General features: G+C 67.0%; 19 protein-coding genes. 16 read left to right on the forward strand and 3 right to left on the reverse strand.

Annotated elements, in window-relative coordinates:
• Positions 1–49 precede the first annotated feature (49 nt).
• The gene (hrcA, locus tag LWW89_RS15375; protein ID WP_293265720.1) at positions 50–1,078 is read right to left on the reverse strand and encodes a heat-inducible transcriptional repressor HrcA; all 1,029 of its coding nucleotides are present in this window, start codon (positions 1,076–1,078) and stop codon (positions 50–52) included.
• A 156-nt stretch (positions 1,079–1,234) separates the two neighbouring features.
• On the opposite strand from hrcA, the gene LWW89_RS15380 reads away from it, so the two are divergent.
• Positions 1,235–2,179 carry an NAD(+)/NADH kinase gene (locus LWW89_RS15380; protein WP_293265722.1) on the forward strand — a complete coding sequence of 315 codons (945 nt, stop codon included), beginning with the start codon at positions 1,235–1,237 and terminating at the stop codon, positions 2,177–2,179.
• A gap of 52 nt (positions 2,180–2,231) precedes the next feature.
• Positions 2,232–3,893 (forward strand): DNA repair protein RecN, encoded by a 1,662-nt coding sequence (gene recN / locus LWW89_RS15385; RefSeq protein WP_293265724.1) that lies wholly within the window; start codon positions 2,232–2,234, stop codon positions 3,891–3,893.
• 105 nt (positions 3,894–3,998) lie between these two features.
• Here the strand turns inward: recN and fur are convergent, their stop codons facing one another.
• Entirely contained in the window at positions 3,999–4,460 is a 462-nt protein-coding gene (gene fur, locus LWW89_RS15390) for a ferric iron uptake transcriptional regulator (protein WP_293265726.1), read from the reverse strand.
• Positions 4,461–4,702: 242 nt separating this feature from the next.
• On the opposite strand from fur, the gene LWW89_RS15395 reads away from it, so the two are divergent.
• The 6 genes from LWW89_RS15395 to LWW89_RS15420 all read left to right on the forward strand — a co-directional run bounded on the left by LWW89_RS15395 (position 4,703) and on the right by LWW89_RS15420 (position 11,925).
• Positions 4,703–5,188: an outer membrane protein assembly factor BamE gene (locus LWW89_RS15395; RefSeq protein ID WP_293265728.1), complete on the forward strand. Its 486-nt coding sequence runs from the start codon at positions 4,703–4,705 to the stop codon at positions 5,186–5,188.
• A 122-nt stretch (positions 5,189–5,310) separates the two neighbouring features.
• Positions 5,311–6,120, forward strand: coding sequence for a 4-hydroxy-tetrahydrodipicolinate reductase (dapB, locus tag LWW89_RS15400; protein ID WP_293265730.1), 810 nt, complete (start codon positions 5,311–5,313; stop codon positions 6,118–6,120).
• A 254-nt stretch (positions 6,121–6,374) separates the two neighbouring features.
• Complete coding sequence (gene carA / locus LWW89_RS15405) at positions 6,375–7,514, forward strand: glutamine-hydrolyzing carbamoyl-phosphate synthase small subunit (RefSeq protein ID WP_365782047.1); 1,140 nt, start codon at positions 6,375–6,377, stop codon at positions 7,512–7,514.
• 27 nt (positions 7,515–7,541) lie between these two features.
• On the forward strand, positions 7,542–10,748 hold the full coding sequence (gene carB / locus LWW89_RS15410; RefSeq protein WP_293265734.1) for a carbamoyl-phosphate synthase large subunit: 3,207 nt from the start codon (positions 7,542–7,544) through the stop codon (positions 10,746–10,748).
• A gap of 100 nt (positions 10,749–10,848) precedes the next feature.
• Positions 10,849–11,325, forward strand: coding sequence for a transcription elongation factor GreA (gene greA, locus LWW89_RS15415; RefSeq protein ID WP_293265736.1), 477 nt, complete (start codon positions 10,849–10,851; stop codon positions 11,323–11,325).
• 123 nt (positions 11,326–11,448) lie between these two features.
• Positions 11,449–11,925: a DUF4149 domain-containing protein gene (locus LWW89_RS15420; protein ID WP_293265738.1), complete on the forward strand. Its 477-nt coding sequence runs from the start codon at positions 11,449–11,451 to the stop codon at positions 11,923–11,925.
• Between the two features lie 79 nt (positions 11,926–12,004).
• Here the strand turns inward: LWW89_RS15420 and LWW89_RS15425 are convergent, their stop codons facing one another.
• On the reverse strand, positions 12,005–12,373 hold the full coding sequence (locus tag LWW89_RS15425) for a YhbY family RNA-binding protein (protein ID WP_293265740.1): 369 nt from the start codon (positions 12,371–12,373) through the stop codon (positions 12,005–12,007).
• Positions 12,374–12,411: 38 nt separating this feature from the next.
• Here LWW89_RS15425 and rlmE point away from each other — a divergent pair, with 38 nt between their 5' ends.
• The 8 genes from rlmE to pstB all read left to right on the forward strand — a co-directional run bounded on the left by rlmE (position 12,412) and on the right by pstB (position 21,484).
• Complete coding sequence (gene rlmE, locus LWW89_RS15430) at positions 12,412–13,032, forward strand: 23S rRNA (uridine(2552)-2'-O)-methyltransferase RlmE (RefSeq protein WP_293265742.1); 621 nt, start codon at positions 12,412–12,414, stop codon at positions 13,030–13,032.
• A 152-nt stretch (positions 13,033–13,184) separates the two neighbouring features.
• Entirely contained in the window at positions 13,185–15,065 is a 1,881-nt protein-coding gene (gene ftsH, locus LWW89_RS15435; protein ID WP_293265744.1) for an ATP-dependent zinc metalloprotease FtsH, read from the forward strand.
• 79 nt (positions 15,066–15,144) lie between these two features.
• Positions 15,145–15,981: a dihydropteroate synthase gene (gene folP / locus LWW89_RS15440; protein ID WP_293265746.1), complete on the forward strand. Its 837-nt coding sequence runs from the start codon at positions 15,145–15,147 to the stop codon at positions 15,979–15,981.
• 40 nt (positions 15,982–16,021) lie between these two features.
• Positions 16,022–17,410 carry a phosphoglucosamine mutase gene (glmM, locus tag LWW89_RS15445; RefSeq protein WP_293265748.1) on the forward strand — a complete coding sequence of 463 codons (1,389 nt, stop codon included), beginning with the start codon at positions 16,022–16,024 and terminating at the stop codon, positions 17,408–17,410.
• A 168-nt stretch (positions 17,411–17,578) separates the two neighbouring features.
• The gene (locus tag LWW89_RS15450) at positions 17,579–18,577 is read left to right on the forward strand and encodes a PstS family phosphate ABC transporter substrate-binding protein (RefSeq protein ID WP_293265750.1); all 999 of its coding nucleotides are present in this window, start codon (positions 17,579–17,581) and stop codon (positions 18,575–18,577) included.
• 235 nt (positions 18,578–18,812) lie between these two features.
• Complete coding sequence (gene pstC, locus LWW89_RS15455; RefSeq protein WP_293265752.1) at positions 18,813–19,730, forward strand: phosphate ABC transporter permease subunit PstC; 918 nt, start codon at positions 18,813–18,815, stop codon at positions 19,728–19,730.
• 1 nt (position 19,731) lies between these two features.
• Complete coding sequence (gene pstA, locus LWW89_RS15460) at positions 19,732–20,661, forward strand: phosphate ABC transporter permease PstA (RefSeq protein ID WP_293265754.1); 930 nt, start codon at positions 19,732–19,734, stop codon at positions 20,659–20,661.
• Positions 20,662–20,713: 52 nt separating this feature from the next.
• Positions 20,714–21,484 carry a phosphate ABC transporter ATP-binding protein PstB gene (pstB, locus tag LWW89_RS15465; RefSeq protein WP_293265756.1) on the forward strand — a complete coding sequence of 257 codons (771 nt, stop codon included), beginning with the start codon at positions 20,714–20,716 and terminating at the stop codon, positions 21,482–21,484.
• Positions 21,485–21,494 lie beyond the last annotated feature (10 nt).

Genomic DNA, 21,494 nt, shown 5'->3' on the forward strand with positions numbered 1-21,494 from the left:
TCTTGTGGAGCGCCGGGGGGAGGTTTGGACCCATCGCCCCGGCGCGGGATCAGGCCGTGGCCTGGTAGGTGAGGGCGGAGGAGAGCAGTCGGGCGGTGATGTCCACGATCGGGATGACCCGCTCGTAGGCCATGCGGGTCGGGCCGATCACCCCCACCGAGCCGATCACCTGGCCGTTGGCCTCGTAGGGGGCGGTGACCACGCTGCATTCGTCCAGGGGGGCGATGCCCGATTCGTTGCCGATGTAGATCTGCACCCCGTCGGCCTTGTTCGACAGGTCGAGCAGGCGCACCAGGCCGGTCTTGTGCTCGAACAGGTCGAACAGTTCGCGCAGGCGGCGCACGTTGGACGACAGGTCGTCCACGTCGAGCAGGTTGCGCTTGCCTGAGATCACGTAGCGATCGCCGCTCTCGTGCATGGCCTGGTCGCCCACCGCCAGCACCGCGCTCATCAGCGCCTGGAGATCGCTCTTCAGCTCGCGCAGTTCGGCGTCGAGGCGGTTGCGCACCTGGTCGAAATCCAGGCCGGCGCAGTGCTGGTTGAAGTAGTTGGCGGCGGTGACCAGTTCCGCCGGGGTGTAGGCGGCCTCGGTGAACAGGATGCGGTTCTGCACCTCGCCGTCGGCGGTAACCAGGATCAGCAGGATGCGTTTTTCCGACAGGGCGAGGAATTCGATCTGCTTGATGCGCGGCGCCTGGCGGCGCGGCGCCACCACCACCCCGGCGAAGTGGGACAGGTCGGAGAGGATGCGCGAGGCCGAGGCCAGTAGCTGCTGGGGTTGGCTCGGGTCTAGCTGGTGCTCCAGGACGGCGATCTGCCCTTTTTCCAGGGGGCGCACGGTGAGCAGGGAATCGACGAACAGCCGGTAGCCCCGGGGCGTCGGTATCCGGCCGGCGGAGGTGTGGGGGCTGGCGACGAAGCCGGCCTCCTCCAGGTCGGCCATCACGTTGCGGACCGTGGCGGGGGACAGGTCGAGGCCGGAATACCGGGACAGGGCGCGGGAGCCGATGGGCTCGCCTTCGGCGATGTACCGTTCGACCAGGGTCTTGAGTAGGATGCGGGCGCGTTCGTCGAGCATGGCCTGCTATGTTACCGAAAAGGATCAAAACGAAAATGCCGGCGCCACGGAGCGCGATGCCCCCGGCGGCGACCGGAATGGCACCCGGGCCGGGCGCGGACAGCGCCGGCACGGGGGAAGCCCGGCGCCGGCATGGTTTTGTGGTTTAATTTTGCCATGCCACAGTCGTTCAGTACTCCCCGCACCATCGCCCTCATCGGCCGGTACCACAGCCCCGAGGTGGCCGACACCCTGCTGGCCCTCGCCCAGGCGCTGTCCGACCGGGGCGTCAAGGTTCTGGTGGAAGCCGATACCGCCGACAACATCGCCGGCTTCGGCGCCGCCAGCGGCCACGGCTTGGCCAACCACCACACCCTGGGCGGCCTGGCGGCCTTCGACGCAGTGGATTTCACGGTGATCGGCTACCGGGCCGACGTGGCCATCGTCGTCGGCGGCGACGGCACCATGCTCAACGCCGCCCGCCAGCTGGCCCGCTACCGGGTGCCCCTGGTGGGGGTGAACCAGGGCCGGCTCGGCTTCATGACCGACATCGCCCGTTCCGACATGCTTTCGTGCCTGGACGACCTGCTCGAAGGGCGCTTCATCCCGGAAAGCCGGCTGCTGCTCGGCGGCGAGGTGGTGCGCGGCGGCGAGGTGGTGGCCGCCAACGTGGCGCTCAACGACGTGGTGGTGGACAAGGGGGCCATCTCCCGGCTCATCGAATTCGAGTTGTTCATCGACGGCGAGTTCATTTACAGCCTGCGCGCCGACGGCCTGATCGTCTCCACCCCCACCGGCTCCACCGCCTACTCCCTGTCGGCCAACGGGCCGATCCTGCACCCCACCCTGGGCGGCATCGCCCTGGTGCCCTTGTGCCCCCACGCCCTGACCAACCGGCCGATCACCATCCCGGAAACCAAGGCCATCGAAATCCGCATCCTCTCGGCCGACGACTCCCGGGTGCACTTCGACGGCCAGGTCACCCAGACCCTGTGCCGCTACGACAGCGTGCGCCTGTTCCGCTCCGAGCACAGCGTCTGCTTCCTGCACCCGCCGGGCTACAGCTACTTCGCCATGCTGCGCCAGAAGCTGCAGTGGAGCGAAAAGCCCAAGGGCACCTGACCCCGGCTGCTTCTCCGACCACTCCTCACTTTACTGCGCCTCCTCGCCCCTTATGCTGCAGCGCCTGACCATCCGCGATTTCGTCATCGTCGACCGCCTCGAACTGGAGTTCGCCCAGGGGTTCGGCGCTTTCACCGGGGAAACCGGGGCCGGCAAGTCGATCCTGGTGGATGCCCTCGCCTTCGTCCTTGGCGAGCGGGCCGACAGCGGCCTGGTGCGCGCCGGCGCCGCCCGGGCCGAGGTGACGGCTGCTTTCGACGTCGCCGCCCTGCCCGGCGTGGGCGAGTGGTTGGCGGAGCAGGACCTGGCTGCCCCCGAGGACGGCGAGCTGCTGCTGCGCCGGGTGCTCGAAGCCGGCGGCCGTTCCCGGGCCTACATCAACGGCAGTCCGGCCACCTTGCAGCAACTGAAGGCGGTGGCCGAGGACCTGGTGGACATCCACGGCCAGCACGCCCATCAATCCCTGCTGCGCGGTGACGCCCAGCGCGCCCTGCTCGACGGCCAGGCCGGCCTGCGCGACGACGTGCGCGCCGTGGGCGAGGCCTGGCGCGCCTGGCAGGACGCCCGAACGCTGTTCGACGAGGCCGAGCGCAACGGCGCCCAACTGGCCGAAGAGCGGGAGCGCCTGGCCTGGGAGGTGCAGGAACTGGAATCCCTGGGACTGGCCGGCGACGAATGGGAAAGCCTCAACCTGGAGCACAAGCGCTTGGCCCACGCCGCCAGCCTGATCGACGGGGCGCGCTACTCCCTGAACGTGCTGAGCGACGCCGAGGGCGCCTGCGAGGGACAGCTGGACGGGGCCCTCACCCGGCTGGACGACCTGAGCAGCTTCGACCCGGGCCTTGCCGCGGTGGCCGAACTGCTGCGCTCGGCCCAAACCGAACTGGTGGAGGCGGTTTCGGAACTACGCCGCTACGCCGACCGGGTCGAGCTCGATCCGGACCGGCTGGCGGAAGCCGAGCGGCGCATCGACGCCGTGCTGTCCTGCGCCCGCAAGTACCGGGAAACCCCGGAAACCCTGCCGGCTCGCCTGGAATCGGCCCGCCAGCGCCTCGCCCAGCTGGGGGAGGCTTCGGACCTGGAGGCCCTGGTGGCCCGGGTGGCGGCGGCCGAATCCCGCTACCGCGGCCTGGCCCAGGCGTTGTCCAAGAAGCGCGCCAAGGCGGCGGAAGCCCTGGGTAAGGAGGTCTCGGCGGTGATGCAGGAACTGGCCCTGTCCGGCGGCAAGTTCCAGATCGGGCTGGTGCCTTTCGAAGACGGCAGCGCCCACGGCCTGGAGCAGGTGGAATTCCGCATCGCCGGCCTGTCCGGCAGTGCCGCCAAGCCCCTGGCCAAGGTGGCCTCCGGCGGCGAACTGTCGCGCATCAGCCTGGCCATCCAAGTGGTCACCACCCGCCAGGCCAAGGTGCCCACCCTGGTCTTCGACGAGGTGGACGTGGGCATCGGCGGCGGCGTGGCCGAGGTGGTGGGGCGCCTGCTGCACCGCCTGGGCCAGGACCGGCAGGTGCTGTGCGTCACCCACCTGCCCCAGGTAGCGGCCCGGGCCGATCACCAGTGGCAGGTGGCCAAATCCCAGAAGGGCGGCGAGGTGCTCAGCCGGGTGCTGTCCCTGGACGCTCCGGGCCGGGTCGAGGAAATCGCCCGAATGCTGGGCGGGGTGGAGATCACCGCCACCACCCGGCGCCACGCCGAGGAGATGCTGGCGGCGGGGTGAGGGCGGTCCGGCCGTTCGGGTTGGGCCGGGCGCTCCGGCCGAGACAAAAGAAAAACGCCGCGGCAATGCGGCGTTTTTTCATGGGGAGGCGCGGTGGGCGGCAGGCTATTCGGTGCCGCGCTGGAACTTCTCGTCCTCGGCTTGCTTGCCCGGACAGTCGGGCTTGGTGCATTCCACGTACAGATACAGGGCGTGGTCCTGGAGCGCGTAGCCGCGTTCCGCGGCGATCTTCTGCTGGCGGCGCTCGATTTCCTCGTCGAAGAATTCCTCGACCTTGCCGCAGTTCACGCACACCAGGTGGTCGTGGTGGCGCCCGGCGTTCAGCTCGAACACCGCCTTGCCGGATTCGAAATGGTGGCGCTCCAGAATGCCGGCCTGCTCGAACTGGGTCAGCACCCGGTAGACCGTGGCCAGGCCGATATCCATGTCCTCGGCGATGAGCAGGCGGTATACGTCCTCGGCGGTCAGGTGGCGCACGCTGCTCTTCTCGAACAGTTCGAGAATCTTCATGCGCGGGAAGGTTGCCTTGAGGCCGATGCTCTTGAGGCTCTGGGACGAGGAATTCATGGGCAATCTCGGGGGGAGTGATTTCAGAGTGGGGGAGCAGGGACGGCCGGTTTGCCGGCGGGCGGACCGTCAGGGGGCGGACGCGGACGTGGCGCGTTCTCCTTTTGGGCTATGATATACCGTTTCGGTGCCCCGGGAAAAAGCCGGGTGCCAGTGTTTTCGGGTGATTCCGGGCGATTCGGGCGAAAAACGCCAGTTCCTTCCGGAGTGCCGCCACCTTTTTTCGCCATATCAGGTCTTTCATGTCCCGACTCGTGCTTTGCGGTCTGTGCGCCGTTTCCGTCGCTCTGGCAGCCTGCTCTCCGCCCAAGCTGATCAACGAATACAAGATCGACGTGCAGCAGGGCAATGCCCTGACCCAGGACCAGGTCGCCCAATTGCGCCCCGGGCTGACCAAGGATCAGGTGCGCTATGTGCTGGGCACGCCCCTGCTTTCCGATGCCTTCCACGCCGACCGCTGGGACTACGTGTACCGCATGCAGAAAGGCGGCGCCAAGGAAGTGGATGCCCGCCGCCTGACCGTCTATTTCCAGGACGGCAAGCTGGCCCGGGTGGCTGGCGACGTGGTGGCCAAGAACGCCCAGGGCGAGGCTGCCGGACTGGACACGCCTGAGGAGAAGACCCGGGTGATCGATCTCGGTTCCCTGCCCGCCGACGGTAAACCCCTGCCGCCGGCCGAGGGTGAGCGCGGCTTCTTCGGCCGCATGCTGGAAAAGATCGGCCTGTAAGGCCCCGGGCCGGAGGCGCGCCTGAGCCGTCGGGCGCAGCCCCCCTTATCCCCCATTTCATCCCCCATTACCGGGCCGGAGCCGCTGCTGGAACTCCGGCCTTTCGTTTCAAAGGATCAGCCATGACCAACCGTCTCAACATCGCCGTGGCCGGCGCTTCCGGCCGCATGGGCAAGATGCTCATCGAAGCCACCCTCAACGACGGCGAGGCCGTCCTCACCGCCGCCCTGGACCGGGCCGGCAGCTCGGGCGTCGGCAAGAATGCCGGCGAGCTGGTGGGTCTGACCTCCGACGTGGTGGTGACCTCCGACCTGCGCGCGGGCCTGGCCCGCTCCGGCTGCCTGATCGACTTCACCCGCCCCGAGGGCACCCTGGAGCACCTGGCCCTGTGCCGCGAACTGGGCGTGGCCATGGTGATCGGCACCACCGGCTTCGACGAGGCGGGCAAGGCTGCCATCGCCGAGGCGGCCAAGGACATCCCCATCGTCTTCGCGCCGAACATGGCCGTGGGCGTGAACGTGGTCTTCAAGCTGCTCGAAACCGCCGCCCGCATTCTCAACCAGGGCTACGACATCGAGATCGTCGAGGCCCACCACCGCCACAAGGTGGACGCCCCGTCCGGCACCGCCCTGCGCATGGGCGAGGTGGTGGCCGCCGGCGTCGGCCGCGATCTCAAGGAGTGCGCCATCTACGGCCGCGAGGGCGTCACCGGCGAGCGCGACCCGTCCACCATCGGCTTTGCCACGGTGCGCGGCGGCGATATCGTTGGCGACCACGTGGTGATGTTCTGCGGCACCGGCGAGCGCGTCGAGATTGCCCACAAAGCCGGCAGCCGCATGCCCTATGCCCTGGGCTCGCTGCGCGCCGCCCGCTTCCTGGCGTCGCGCCAAAACGGCCTGTACGACATGCAGGACGTGCTCGGCCTGCGCTGAGCGGGCCCGCCCGTCGAGGGCGCCCACCGACGCACGGAAATGGTGCGCTGGCCCGGTCCGGAAATGCCCGGGGAAGGATGGGGTAAAGGGCTCGTGGCGCCTGCGGATTTGCCCGGGGAGGGGGTGATCCGCTATAATAGAAGGGTTTAGCAAATTCAATCGCCGAGGCGGGAGGGACCACCAGTCCGTCCCGCTTCGCGTATCTAGTTCTGGAGTTTTTCGTGTCGCCCTCCACGACCCAAGCTGCCTCCCCCCTGCTTCCCCCCTATCCGCCCGCCGTCCTGGTGCTGGCCGACGGCACCGTGTTCCGCGGCTACTCCATCGGCGCCGAAGGTTCCACCTCCGGCGAGGTGGTCTTCAACACTGCACTCACCGGCTATCAGGAAATCCTCACCGATCCGTCCTATTGCCGTCAGATCGTCACCCTGACCTATCCGCACATCGGCAACGTCGGCTGTAACGCCGGGGATTTCGAGTCCCGCGCCAACTTCGCTGCCGGCCTGGTGATCCGCGATCTGCCGGTGCGTGCCGAGAACTGGCGCCTCGAAGAGACCCTGCCCGACTACCTGAAGAAGCATGGCATCGTCGCCATCGCCGGCATCGACACCCGCAAGCTGACCCGCATCCTGCGCGAGAAGGGTGCCCAGGCCGGCGCCGTCGTCGCCGGGGTGGCCGACGAGGCCCGCGCCCTGGCGGAGGCCAAGGCCTTCCCGGGTCTGGCCGGCATGGACCTGGCCAAGGTGGTGTCGGTGGAGTCGTCCTACGAGTGGAACGAGGGCGAATGGACCCTCAAGGGCTTCAGCGCTCCCGCCGCGCCGCGCTTCAACGTGGTGGCCTACGACTTCGGCATCAAGCGCAACATCCTGCGCATGCTGGCGTCCCGGGGCTGCAAGGTCACCGTTGTGCCGGCCCAGACTCCGGCTTCCGAGGTGTTCAAGCTCAACCCGGACGGCGTGTTCCTGTCCAACGGCCCCGGCGATCCGGAGCCCTGCGACTACGCCATTGCCGCTATCCAGGAAATCCTGGCCAAGCGCATCCCCACCTACGGCATTTGCCTGGGCCACCAGCTGCTCGGACTGGCCTCCGGCGCCAAGACCATGAAGATGAAGTTCGGCCACCACGGCGCGAACCATCCGGTCAAGGACGTGGAGACCGGCCAGGTGCTGATCACCAGCCAAAACCACGGTTTCGCCGTGGATGGCGATACCCTGCCGGCCAACGTCAAGGTGACCCACGTCTCCCTGTTCGACGGCTCCCTGCAAGGCATCGCCCGCACCGACGTGCCGGCCTTCTCGTTCCAGGGACACCCTGAGGCGAGCCCGGGCCCCCACGACGTGGCCTACCTTTTCGACCGCTTCGTGCGGATGATGGAAGAACACCAAGCGGCCCGCTAAGGCGCCGCGAGCAGACAAGGCGTACCCATGCCGAAGCGTACAGACATCAAGAGCATCCTCATCATCGGCGCCGGCCCGATCGTCATCGGCCAGGCGTGCGAATTCGACTACTCCGGCGCCCAGGCCTGCAAGGCCCTGCGGCAGGAGGGCTACAAGGTCATCCTGGTGAACTCCAACCCGGCCACCATCATGACCGACCCGGAGATGGCCGACGTCACCTACATCGAGCCGATCACCTGGCAGGTGGTGGCCAAAATCATCGAGAAAGAGCGTCCCGACGCCCTGCTGCCCACCATGGGCGGCCAGACTGCGCTCAACTGCGCCCTCGACCTGGCCAAGCATGGCGTGCTGGACAAGTTCGGCGTGGAAATGATCGGCGCCTCCAAGGAAGCCATCGACAAGGCCGAGGACCGGGAGAAGTTCAAGGCCGCCATGACTAAGATCGGTCTCGGCTCCGCCCGTTCCGCCGTGGCCCACTCCATGGAAGAGGCCTACCAGGTCCAGGCGATGATCGGCTTCCCGGCCATCATCCGCCCGTCCTTCACCCTGGGCGGCACCGGCGGCGGCATCGCCTACAACATGGAAGAATTCGAGACCATCTGCAAGCGCGGCCTCGAAGCTTCCCCCACCAGCGAACTGCTGATCGAGGAATCCCTGATCGGCTGGAAAGAGTTCGAGATGGAGGTGGTGCGCGACCGCAAGGACAACTGCATCATCGTCTGCGCCATCGAAAACCTGGACCCGATGGGGGTGCACACCGGCGACTCGATCACCGTCGCCCCGGCCCAGACCCTGACGGACAAGGAATACCAGATCATGCGCAACGCCTCGATCGCGGTGCTGCGCGAGATCGGGGTGGATACGGGCGGTTCCAACGTCCAGTTCTCGATCAGCCCGTTCGACGGCCGCATGATCGTCATCGAGATGAACCCCCGGGTGTCCCGTTCCTCGGCCCTGGCGTCCAAGGCCACCGGCTTCCCCATCGCCAAGGTGGCGGCCAAGCTGGCCGTCGGCTACACCCTGGACGAGCTGGCTAACGAGATCACCGGCGGCAAGACCCCGGCCTCGTTCGAGCCCTCGATCGACTACGTGGTCACCAAGGTGCCCCGTTTCGCCTTCGAGAAGTTCCCCACCGCCGATTCCCGCCTGACCACCCAGATGAAGTCGGTGGGCGAGGTGATGGCCATCGGTCGCACCTTCCAGGAATCCCTGCAAAAGGCCCTGCGCGGCCTGGAAGTGGGCGTGGACGGCTTCGACGAGAAGACCTCCGACCGGGAAGAAATCGAAAAGCAGCTGGCCGAGGCCGGTCCGGACCGCCTGTGGTACGTGGCCGATGCCTTCCGCGCCGGCCTGTCCCTGGAGGACATCCAGCGCCTGACCCACATCGACCCCTGGTTCCTGGCCCAGATCGAAGATCTGTACCTGAAAGCCAAGTCCCTGGAAGGCCGTACCCTGGAATCCCTGTCCAAGGACGAACTGCTGGCCCTCAAGCGCGCCGGCTTCGCCGACAAGCGTCTGGCCAAGCTGCTCGGCACCACCCAGACCGCCGTGCGCGAATACCGCCACGCCCAGTCGGTGCGTCCGGTGTTCAAGCGCGTCGATACCTGCGCCGCCGAGTTCGCCACCAACACCGCCTACATGTACTCGACCTACGAGGAAGAGTGCGAGGCGGCGCCCACCGACAAGAAGAAGATCATGGTCCTGGGCGGCGGTCCGAACCGCATCGGCCAGGGCATCGAGTTCGACTACTGCTGCGTGCACGCCGCCATGGCCATGCGCGAAGATGGGTACGAGACCATCATGGTCAACTGCAACCCGGAAACCGTGTCCACCGACTACGACACCTCCGACCGCCTGTACTTCGAGCCGCTGACGCTCGAAGACGTGCTGGAGATCGTCAATGTCGAGAAGCCGGTGGGCGTGATCGTCCAGTATGGCGGCCAGACCCCGCTGAAGCTGGCCCGGGACCTGGAAGCCAACGGCGTGCCCATCATCGGCACCAGCCCGGACATGATCGACGCCGCCGAGGACCGGGAGCGCTTCCAGAAACTGCTCAACGACCTGGGCCTGCGCCAGCCGCCGAACCGCACCGCCCGCAACGAGACCGACGCCCTGCGCCTGGCCGCCGAGATCGGCTATCCGCTGGTGGTCCGCCCCTCCTACGTGCTGGGCGGCCGGGCCATGGAGATCGTGCACCAGCAAGCCGACCTGGAGCGCTACATGCGCGAGGCGGTCAAGGTGTCCAACGATTCGCCGGTGCTGCTCGATCGCTTCCTCAACGACGCCATCGAAGTGGACGTGGATGCCCTGTCCGACGGTAAGGAAGTGATCATCGGCGGCGTCATGGAACACATCGAGCAGGCCGGGGTGCACTCCGGCGACTCGGCCTGTTCCCTGCCGCCCTACTCGATCTCCCCGGCCCTGGTGGACGAGCTGCGCCGCCAGACCATCGCCATGGCCAAGGCCCTCAACGTCTGCGGCCTGATGAACGTCCAGTTCGCCATCCAGGGCGAGACGGTCTATGTGCTGGAAGTGAACCCCCGGGCCTCGCGCACCGTGCCCTTCGTCTCCAAGGCCACCGGCTTGCAACTGGCCAAGATCGCCGCCCGCTGCATGGCTGGCCAGAGCCTGGCCAGCCAGGGCGTGACCAAGGAAGTGATCCCGCCGTACTTCTCGGTGAAGGAAGCGGTGTTCCCCTTCGCCAAGTTCCCCGGCGTCGACACCCTGCTCGGACCCGAGATGAAGTCCACCGGCGAGGTGATGGGCGTGGGCGAGACCTTCGCCGAAGCCTTCGTCAAGAGCCAGCTGGCCGCCGGCGTCAAGCTGCCGGCCTCTGGCAAGGTGTTCATCAGCGTCAAGGATTCGGACAAGACCAAGGCCGTCGATGTGGCCAAGGACCTGGCCTCTTGCGGCTTCACCATCCTCGCCACCCGCGGCACCGCGGCGGCGATCGAGGCCGCCGGTGTGCCGGTGACCGTGGTGAACAAGGTGGCCGAGGGCCGTCCCCACATCGTGGACATGATCAAAAACAACGAGATCAGCCTGATCATCAACACTGCCGACGAAAAGCGGCAGGCGATCACCGACTCCCGTTCGATCCGCACCTCCGGCCTGGCGGCGCGGGTGACCATGTACACCACCATCTGGGGCGCCGAAGCGGCGGCCGAGGGGATGAAGAACCGGGGCGACCTGGTGGTTTATCCCATCCAGACGCTGCACAGCCAGATCCACTAATCCCTCAGAAAACCGCCGGGGTCGCCCGTTCTCGGGCGCCGGCGGTTTTGCTTTACCTGATTTACCTAATCGACCAAGACCGATCTATCGGGGAATTCCCATGAGCAAGATACCGCTGACCGTGGCCGGGGCCGAGAAGCTGCGCACCGAATTGCACCACCTCAAGACCGTCGAACGCCCGGCCGTGATCCAGGCCATTTCCGAGGCCCGCGCCCAGGGCGATCTGTCGGAAAACGCCGAGTACGACGCCGCCAAGGAAAAACAGGGCTTCATCGAAGGCCGCATCCAGGAACTGGAAGGCAAACTGGGCAACGCCCAGATCATCGACCCCAAGCTGCTCGACGCCGACGGCCGTTGCGTGTTCGGTTCCACCGTGGAACTGGAGGACCAGGATTCCGGCGACCAGGTGACCTACCAGATCGTCGGCGAGGACGAGGCCGACATCAAGGAGCGCAAGATTTCCGTGTCTTCGCCCCTGGCCCGCGCCGTGATTGGCAAGTACGCCGGCGACGTGGCCCAGGTCCAGGCGCCGGGCGGCATGCGCGAGTACGAGATTCTCGACGTCCGCTACGAATAAACGCCAGTGCCTACCCCGCAGGGGGCTGCCCGGAAACCCGCGCCTGGCGCGGACTTTCAGACAGCCCCGCTGCGGATCGAGCATCGACGCGCCTTTTCACGACCTCATCGCAACCTCATCGCCATGCCTGCCGCCAAGAACCTGCTGACCACCGTGACCGAGAGCCTGCACGCCGCAGCCCTGGTGCTGTGGGTCGGCAGCCTGTGGACGTTGGGTTACCTGGTGGCGCCCCTGCTGTTCTCCAGCCTCTCCGACCGGACCCTGGCGGGCAACCTGGCCGGCCGCATGTTCCAGGCTGGCGGCTGGCTGGGGCTGGCCTGCTTCGTCCTGCTGGCGCTGCTGATGTTCGGCCGGGACGGCCTGGCGACCCTGCGCCGCCTGGATTTCTGGCTGCTCGTGCTGATGGCCCTTGTCGCCGCCGCCAATCTGTTCGGCATCCAGCCCCTGATGGCGACCATGAAGGCCGATGCCTGGCCCCGGGACGTGATGCAGTCGGTGATGCGCGAGCGCTTTGCCGCCTGGCACGGCGTGTCGAGCATCCTCTATCTGCTCCAGAGCCTGTGCGGGCTGGTGCTGGTGGCCCGGCTGGTGCGGCGCTAGCCGTAGCCGTTGCAGCCATGAAAAAAGCCGCCCGCGGGCGGCTTTTCGGTTGCCGGGAGGGCACACTCCCGAATTCCCGTCACTCCTTCTCGGAGCTACCCTGGAAGCTGCGCTTGGTGCGGCGCGCTTCGCGGCGGCCACGGCGGCGCCCCGGAGCGGCGGCATTGTCCTCGTCCTCTGGGGCGGGGCGGTACAGCACCAGCAGCTTGCCGATGTGCTGGATCGGGGCGGCATTGAGGCGCTCGCACAGTTCGGCGAGGAACGCTTCGCGCTCTTCCCGGTCGTCGTTGTAGACCCGCACCTTGATCAGTTCGTGGGCCTTCAGGGCGACATCGGCTTCGTGCGCCACGGCGTCGGTCAGGCCCTTCTGGGCGATCGACACCACCGGGTGAAGCTCGTGGGCGCGGGCCCGAAGCGCCCGGCGTTGGGCGGCGGTAATGACCAGCATTGGTAAGTAAACCTCAGAAAAAGCACGGATTTTAGCGAATGGCACGATCCAAGACCAGCAGCGCCTGGCTCAACGAGCACGTCCACGACCATTGGGTGCAGCGCGCCAAGGCCGAGGGCTACCGGGCCCGGGCCGCTTTCAAATTGCTCGAGATCGACGAGAAGGACCGGCTGCTGCGCCCCGGCGAGGTGGTCGTGGACCTGGGGGCGGCGCCGGGCAGCTGGAGTCAGGTGGCCGCCGCCAAGGTGGGGGCCAAGGGCAAGGTGTTCGCCCTGGACCTGCTCGATATCGAGCCTTTGCCCGGGGTGCGCTTCCTCCAGGGCGACTTCCGCGAGGAAGCGGTGCTGACCGAGCTGGAACAGCGCCTGGAAGGGGCCAAGGTGGGGGTGGTGCTGTCGGACATGGCCCCCAACACCTCGGGCATGGCCTCCATCGACCAGCCGCGCATGATGTACCTGGTGGAACTGGCCCTGGATTTTGCCCGCCAGCACTTGAAACCCGATGGCGCCTTCCTGGTCAAATGTTTTCAGGGCGAGGGCTACCCGGAGTATCTCAAGGCGATGCGCGACACTTTCGCCACGGTGGCGACTCGCAAGCCCAAGGCGTCCCGAGACCGCAGCGTGGAGATTTACCTGCTGGGCAAGGGGCTGAAGCGCTAGGGATCGCGTGAAAAAGTGTGTGGAAACAGCGGCGAGCGCGGCGAAAAGGGTCGCTTTTTTCACACAGTCTGTCACGGTCACGCGGGGCGGGCATGGTTTAGAATGCGGAATCCCACAGGAGGACGCCGGCAGCGGCGCTTAAAGGAGTCACCTTGAACAACATGTTCAAAAATCTGGCGATCTGGGTGGTGATCGGTCTCGTGCTGATGACCGTCTTCAACCAGTTCAATGGCCGTCAGGTCGCCCAAAACTCGATGGACTACTCCCAGTTCATCGAGGAAGTGAAGCAGGGCCGCATCACCAAGGTGGTGATCGAGGGCCGCAATCTGAAGGCCACCACCTCGGAAGGCAAGAAGATCACCACCTTCGCGCCCCCCGATCTGTGGCTGGTGTCCGACCTGCTCAAGAACGGCGTGAAGGTCGAAGCCAAACCCGAGGAAGAGCCCTCGGTGCTGATGAACATCTTCGTCAGCTGGTTCCCCATGCTGCTCCTGATCGGCGTCTGGGTGTTCTTCATGCGCCAGATGCAGGGCGGCGGCAAGGGCGGTGCGTTCTCCTTCGGCAAGTCCAAGGCACGCATGCTCGACGAGGCCAGCAACTCGATCACCTTCGCCGACGTGGCCGGCTGCGACGAGGCTAAGGAGGAAGTGTCCGAACTGGTCGAGTTCCTGCGCGACCCCTCCAAGTTCCAGAAGCTCGGCGGTCGCATTCCCAAGGGCGTGCTGATGGTGGGCAGCCCGGGTACCGGTAAAACCCTGCTGGCCAAGGCCATCGCTGGCGAGGCCAAGGTGCCGTTCTTCTCGATCTCCGGTTCTGACTTCGTCGAAATGTTCGTCGGCGTGGGCGCCGCCCGGGTGCGCGACATGTTTGAGCAGGCCAAGAAGCACGCCCCCTGCATCATCTTCATCGACGAAATCGACGCCGTCGGCCGCCACCGTGGCGCCGGCCTGGGCGGCGGCAACGACGAGCGGGAACAGACCCTCAACCAGTTGCTGGTGGAGATGGACGGCTTCGAAGGCCACTCCGGCATCATCGTCATCGCCGCCTCCAACCGTCCCGACATCCTCGACCCGGCCCTGATGCGCCCGGGCCGCTTCGACCGCCAGGTGGTGGTGCCCCTGCCCGACATCCGCGGCCGCGAGGAAATCCTCAAGGTGCACATGCGCAAGGTGCCGGTGGCCGCCGACATCAAGGCCGACATCATCGCCCGCGGCACCCCCGGCTTCTCCGGCGCCGACCTGGCCAACCTGGTCAACGAGGCCGCCCTGTTCGCCGCCCGCGCCAACAAGCGCCTGGTGGACATGGACGACTTCGAGAAGGCCAAGGACAAGATCATGATGGGCGCCGAGCGCCGCAGCATGGTGATGACCGAGGAAGAGAAGAAGAACACCGCCTACCACGAGTCCGGCCACGCGGTGGTGGCGAAGATGCTGCCCAAGTCCGATCCGGTGCACAAGGTCACCATCATCCCCCGCGGCCGCGCCCTGGGCGTGACCATGCAACTGCCGGAACAGGACCGCTACGCCTACGACCGAGGCTACCTGCTCGACCGCATCGCCGTGCTGTTCGGCGGCCGCATCGCCGAAGAGCTGTTCATGGACCAGATGACTACCGGCGCCTCGAACGACTTCGAGCGGGCGACCCAGATGGCCCGGGACATGGTGACCCGCTACGGCATGTCCGACGCCCTGGGGCCCATGGTCTACGGCGAGAACGAGGGCGAGGTCTTCCTCGGCCGTTCCATCACCACCCACAAGAACGTTTCCGAGGCCACCCTGCAAAAGGTGGATGGGGAAATCCGCCGCATCATCGATGAGCAGTACGCCCTGGCGCGCCGCCTGCTCGACGAGAACCGGGACAAGGTCCACGCCATGGCCAATGCCCTGCTCGAGTACGAGACCATCGACGCCGACCAGATCGACGACATTATGGCCGGCAAGCCGCCCCGTCCGCCGCGCCGGCCGAGCACCACGCCGGCCTCGTCTAAGGACGATTCGCCGGGGGCCGCCCCCAGCGCCGCCGCCACGGCCTGACCGGGTCGGCGGGCCTGCTTCGCCACGGGCCGGGAGTCATCCCGGCCCGTTTTGTTTTGCCCCGAGTTTGCTTTCTGCCATGAGCCACCTGCACTGCGCCGCCTACCGTCTGCCCCTGGACCGCCCCCTGGTCATGGGCATCGTCAACCTCACGCCCGATTCGTTCACCGGCGACGGCCTAGCGGGAGGAGGGGACGTGGTGGCGCGGGCCATCGAGCACGCCAGGGCCCAGTGGGAAGCCGGCGCGGACATCCTCGACCTGGGGGCCGAATCCACCCGCCCCGGCGCCATCGCCACGCCGCTCCAGGAGGAGCTGGACCGGCTGCTGCCGGTGCTCGAAGCCATTGCCGGCTGGGGTGTGCCGGTCTCCATCGACACCTACAAGCCGGAAGTGATGCGCGCCGCCATCGCCGCCGGTGCGGCCATGATCAACGACATCTGCGGTCTGACCCGGCCCGGCGCCTTGGAGGCGGTGGCCGCGTCCGACGTGGGGGTGTGCCTGATGCACATGCAGGGCGAGCCCGGCACCATGCAGGTGGCGCCTCAATACCGGGACGTGGTGGCGGAAGTGGGCGACTTTCTGGCCGGGCGCGTGGACGCCTGCCGGGCCGCCGGCATCGCCGATGCGCGCATCGTCCTCGACCCGGGCTTCGGCTTCGGCAAGACCCTGGAGCACAACCTGGCCCTGCTGCGCGACCTGCCCGCCACCTCGCCCGAGGGGCTGCCCATTCTGGCCGGCATGTCGCGCAAGACCATGATCGGGCAGATCACCGGCCGGCCGGTGGCCGAGCGCCTGCCCGGCAGCCTGGCTGCCGCCTTGCTGGCGGCCGACGGCGGCGCGAAAATCATCCGTGTTCACGACGTGGCGGCCACCCGGGACGTACTGTCCGTCTGGCAGGCCGTCCGCCAGCAATAAGGGCCCCGGGCCCATCCAACAACAGCGAGGGAGTCTTTCCATGAGCCGCAAATACTTCGGCACCGACGGCGTGCGCGGTCGCGTCGGCACTTTTCCCATCACCCCGGACTTCGTCATGCGCCTGGGCTACGCTGCCGGCCAGGCCCTGCGCGAGCGCTGGGAGGGCGGCAAGGCCGGTGCCGAGCGCCCGGCGGTGCTGATCGGCAAGGACACCCGGATCTCCGGCTACATGCTCGAAGCCGCCCTGGAAGCGGGCTTTTCCGCCGCCGGGGTCGACACCTGCCTGACCGGTCCGCTGCCGACCCCGGCCATCGCCTATCTGACCCGGGCCCTGCGCCTCCAGGCCGGCGTAGTCATCTCGGCCTCCCACAATCCCTACTACGACAACGGGATCAAGTTCTTCTCCGCCTACGGCACCAAGTTTCCGGACGAAGTGGAGCAGAACATCGAAACCCGTCTGGAAGCAGCCGACGGCCCCTTGTCCTGCGTCCCATCCGCCCAGTTGGGCCGGGCGCGGCGCATCGACGACGCGGCGGGGCGCTACATCGAGTTCTGTAAGAGCACCTTCCCCAACGACCTGGACCTGCGCGGCCTGAAGATCGTGGTGGACTGCGCCCACGGCGCCGGCTATCACGTGGCGCCGCCGGTGTTGCACGAATTGGGGGCGGAGGTGGTGGCGGTGGGGGCAAGCCCCAACGGCCTCAACATCAACGACGGCGTCGGCGCCACGGCCCCGCGCAGCCTGGCCGAGGCGGTGCTGGCCAACCGCGCCGACCTGGGAGTGGCCCTGGACGGCGACGGCGACCGGCTGCTGATGGTCGATGCCCAGGGCAACGGCTACGACGGCGACCAGCTGCTCTACGCCATCGTGCGCAGCCGCCTGCAGCAAGGGCCCGTGGCCGGCGTGGCCGGCACGCTGATGTCCAACCTGGCCCTGGAGCACGCCCTGCAGGCGCTGGAAATCCCCTTCGTGCGCACCAAGGTGGGCGACCGCTACGTGGTGGAGGCCCTCAACCAGCGCGGCTGGCTCTTCGGCGGCGAAAACTCGGGCCATATCCTGTGCCTCGACCGCCATTCCACCGGCGACGGCCTGGTGTCGGCCCTCCAGGTGCTGGCGGCCCTGCGCCAGCAGGGGGGCACTCTGGCCGAACTGCTGGGGGGCTTGACCCTTTATCCCCAGGTGCTGGTGAACGTGCGCTTCGCCAAGGGCACCGCTTGGCAAGGCAACCCGGGCATCGAGGCGGCCCAGCGGGCCGTGGAGGCGGAATTGAACGGCCAGGGCCGGGTGCTGCTACGCGCTTCGGGCACTGAGCCTTTGCTGCGGGTGATGGTCGAAGGCCGGGATGCGGCCCAGGTCGAGCGCCTGGCCCACCAATTGGCCGATGCGGTGCGCGACGCGGTGGGGGGCGAGGAGCTGGCGGCTCATTGACCCTGTAACGTAAAAAGAGAAGAGGGGAGGGGCGGCGGGAGTACGCTGGAGTCACGGCGGGGGTATGGCCGTGTCACGGCGCTGTAACAATCCGCCCCTAGACTGCCCGGCGCCGTGGCGCCCATGCCATTGCGCTGAGCCGTTCAGGCGCCCCGGGAGACGTTCCGCATGAAACTGGTCCAATTCGCTGCCATTCTCGGCATTGTCGCCGCCGGTGGCGCGAGCCTCGGCGTCGCCCATGCCCAGTCCGCCATCGTCCGGGTGGACGGCTCGTCCACGGTGTATCCGATCACCGAGGCCGTGGCCGAGGATTTCCAGAAGACCAGAAGGAACGCCGTGCGGGTGACCGTGGGTATTTCCGGCACCGGCGGCGGGTTCAAGAAATTCTGCCGCGGCGATATCGACGTCGCCGACGCCTCCCGCCCGATCCTGCGCAAGGAGATGGACGCCTGCCGGGAAAACGGCGTGTCCTACTACGAGCTGCCGATCGCCTATGACGCCCTGACCGTCATCGTCAATCCGCACAACACCTTTGCCTCGACCCTGACCGTGGCCGACCTGCGCAAGATCTGGGAGCCCGCCGCCCAGGGGCGGATCACCAACTGGAACCAGGTGAACCCGGCCTTTCCCGACATGCCCCTCAAGCTTTACGGCGCCGGTGCCGATTCGGGCACCTTCGACTATTTCACCGAAGCCGTGGTGGGCAAGGCCAAGGCTTCCCGGGGCGACTACACCGCTTCCGAGGACGACAACGTGTTGGTCCAGGGCGTGGCCCGCGACAAGGGGGGGCTGGGCTACTTCGGCTTCTCGTATTACCTGGAAAACCAGAAGAAGCTGAAAGCCGTGGCGATCGACGGCGGCAAGGGCAGCGTGCTGCCGTCCCACCAGACCGTGGAAGATGGCACCTACGTCCCCCTGTCGCGCCCCGTCTTCATCTACGTGAGCGCCAAGTCCCTGGACAAGCCCGAGGTGAAGGAATTCGTGGCGTTCTACTTGAAGCATGCCTCCAAGCTGGTCCGGGAAGTGAAGTACGTGGCCTTGCCCGGCAAGGTCTATGACGCCAACGTGGAGCGCCTGGCCAGGAAGAAGGTGGGCACCGTGTTCGGCGGGGAGGAGGCCGTGGGCCTCCGGATCGAGGACCTGGTGCGCCGCGAAGCCCGGCTCTGAGGCGGTGTCGTCTCGTTCCTGCGTGTTGCCGCGTGTTGCCATCCCACGGCTTGCCGGCCATCGGGGCGGGCGAATCCGCATGAGCGGCCTAGCTGCCGCAATCTGTCCCGGGAAATGGGGGGGGGGGGGTAGGCTATGGCCGTCCGGTCCGGGCTATCCCTGAATCCGCCTTCCTTTCATAATCCCGGGCTTGCCCATTTCACCGACCGTTCCCACGGAAGAATTCCCACCGGCCATGCCCCAGGACCACGTCAGCGACCGCCTTGCCAGGCGGCGCACCCGCCACCTGCGCGAGACCGTCATCGAGCTGCTGCTGCTGGCCGCCGCCCTGGTGTCGGTCGCCACGACCGTGGGCATCGTCTTCACCCTGGTCCGGGAGTCGCTGGTCTTCTTCGAGCACGTGCCGCTGTGGGATTTTTTGACCGATACCCAGTGGACCCCGCTGTTCGACGATGCCCACTTCGGCATCCTGCCCCTGGTGTCCGGCACCCTGGTCAGCTCGGGGGTGGCCTTGCTGGTGGCGATACCGCTGGGCACGCTCATCGCCATCTACCTGTCCGAGTTCGCCCCGTTCCGGGTGCGCGAGATCGCCAAGCCCTTCCTTGAGTTGCTGGGGGGCGTGCCGACCATCGTCTACGGCTATTTCGCCCTGCTGTTCGTCACGCCGCTCCTGCAACGGTTCATCCCCGACCTGCCCGGCTTTAACCTGCTGTCTGCCGGCCTGGTGATGGGCATCATGATCGTCCCCTACGTCAGCTCGGTGGCCGAGGACGCTATGCGCGCCGTGCCCATGGACCTGCGCGAGGGCTCCTATGCCATGGGGGCGACCCGTTTTCAGACGGCGGTGAAGGTGGTGGCCCCGGCAGCCGTCTCCGGCCTGGCCGCCGCTTACGTCCTGGGCGTTTCACGGGCCGTGGGCGAGACCATGATTCTGGCCGTGGCCGCGGGCATGCAGCCCAACCTGACCTGGAATCCGCTGGAGCCGGCGGAAACCATCACCGCCTACATCGTCCAGGTGGCCCTGGGCGACCTGCCTCACGACTCCGTGGGTTACCAGACCATCTTTGCCGCCGGCCTGTGCCTGCTGCTGATCACCCTGTGCTTCAACGTGGCCGGTCACCTGATGCGCAAGAAATTCCGCGAGGCCTACTGAGATGGGCGGCGTTGCCGAAAACCTGCAGGAGATCCGGGCGGCCATCGCCCGCCACAAACGCTGGGACCTGCTCTTCGCCCTGCTGGGGCTGGCGTCCCTGATGATCGGGGTGCTGACCTTCACCGCCCTGTTCGGCCAGATGGTGATCGCCGGCGCCGACCGGCTGAGCCCGGACTTCTTCCTCAACTTCCCGTCCCGCCGGCCCGAGCAGGCGGGCATCCTCTCGGCCTGGGTGGGGTCCGCCCTGGTGATGGCGGTGACCGCCCTGGTGGCGGTGCCCGTTGGCGTGGCATCGGGCGTCTACCTGGAAGAGTACGCGCCGAAGAATCTGCTCACCGACATCATCGAGATCAACGTCACCAACCTGGCCGGCGTGCCTTCCATCATCTATGGCCTGCTCGCCCTGGGCATTTTCGTCTACCAGTTCGGCCTCGGCCAGAGCATCCTGACGGCCGGCCTGACCCTGGCCCTGTTGATCCTGCCGGTGGTCATCGTCGCCACCCGGGAGGCGATCCGTGCCATTCCCGTCTCCATCCGCGAGGGAGCCTACGCCTGCGGCGCCACCCGCTGGCAAGTGGTGCGCGACCACACCCTGCCTTACTCGTCGGCGGGCATCCTCACCGGCGTGATCATCGGCATGGCCCGGGCCATCGGCGAAACCGCCCCGATCATCACCATCGGCGCACTCACCTTCATCGCCTTCCTGCCGCCGGCGCCCTTCGCCGGCGAACCACCGGCCGGTCTGTTTGACTGGCTGGCCTCGCCCTTCACCGTGCTGCCGATCCAGATGTTCAACTGGACCTCGCGGCCCGAGGAGGCCTTCCACCAGAACGCCGCGGCGGCAGGCCTGGTGCTGGTGTTGATGACCGTGGCGATGAATGGCCTGGCCATCTGGCTGCGTTACCGCCTGCGCCAGGGCATCAAGTGGTGAGCTGCCCCCCGCCGCCCTACGACACGACCGACGACCGTTCAGGATTGCAACGATGACCACCCCCGCGATCAAGGCCGAGGCCCGGGATCTCAACTTCTACTACGGCGCCTTCCATGCCCTCAAGGGCCTCAGCATGCCGGTCTACGACAAGAAGGTGACGGCCCTGATCGGCCCTTCCGGCTGCGGCAAGTCCACCTTTCTGCGCTGCTTCAACCGCATGCACGACCTTTATCCGGGCAACCGCTACCAGGGGGCGATCGACTTCTATCCCGACCGGACCAACCTGCTGACGGAAAAGGTTGATCCCATCGAGGTGCGCATGCGCATCGGCATGGTGTTCCAGAAGCCCAATCCTTTTCCCAAGTCGATCTACGACAACGTGGCCTACGGCTTGCGCGTACGCGGCGAGAAGAGCCGCACCCTGATCGACGACAAGATCGAAGAGGCACTGCGCGGGGCGGCCTTGTGGGACGAGGTAAAGGACCGCCTCGACGACCCTGCCTTTCACCTGTCCGGCGGCCAGCAGCAGCGCCTGTGCATCGCCCGCACCCTGGCCACCGACCCCGAGATGCTGCTGTTCGACGAGCCCACCTCGGCCCTCGACCCGATCGCCACCGCCAGCATCGAGGAACTGCTGACGGCGCTGAAGGAAAGGGTCGCCATTTTGATCGTCACCCACAACATGCAGCAGGCGGCCCGGGTGTCCGACTACACCGCCTACATGTACCTGGGCGAGCTGATCGAGTTTGGCGTCACCGATGAAATTTTCATCAAACCGAGGAAGAAACAGACCGAGGACTACATTACCGGGCGATTCGGCTGATTTCCGCCCT

Origin of the sequence: Oryzomicrobium sp. (assembly GCF_021287045.1) — a bacterium.
Lineage (GTDB): Bacteria > Pseudomonadota > Gammaproteobacteria > Burkholderiales > Rhodocyclaceae > Oryzomicrobium.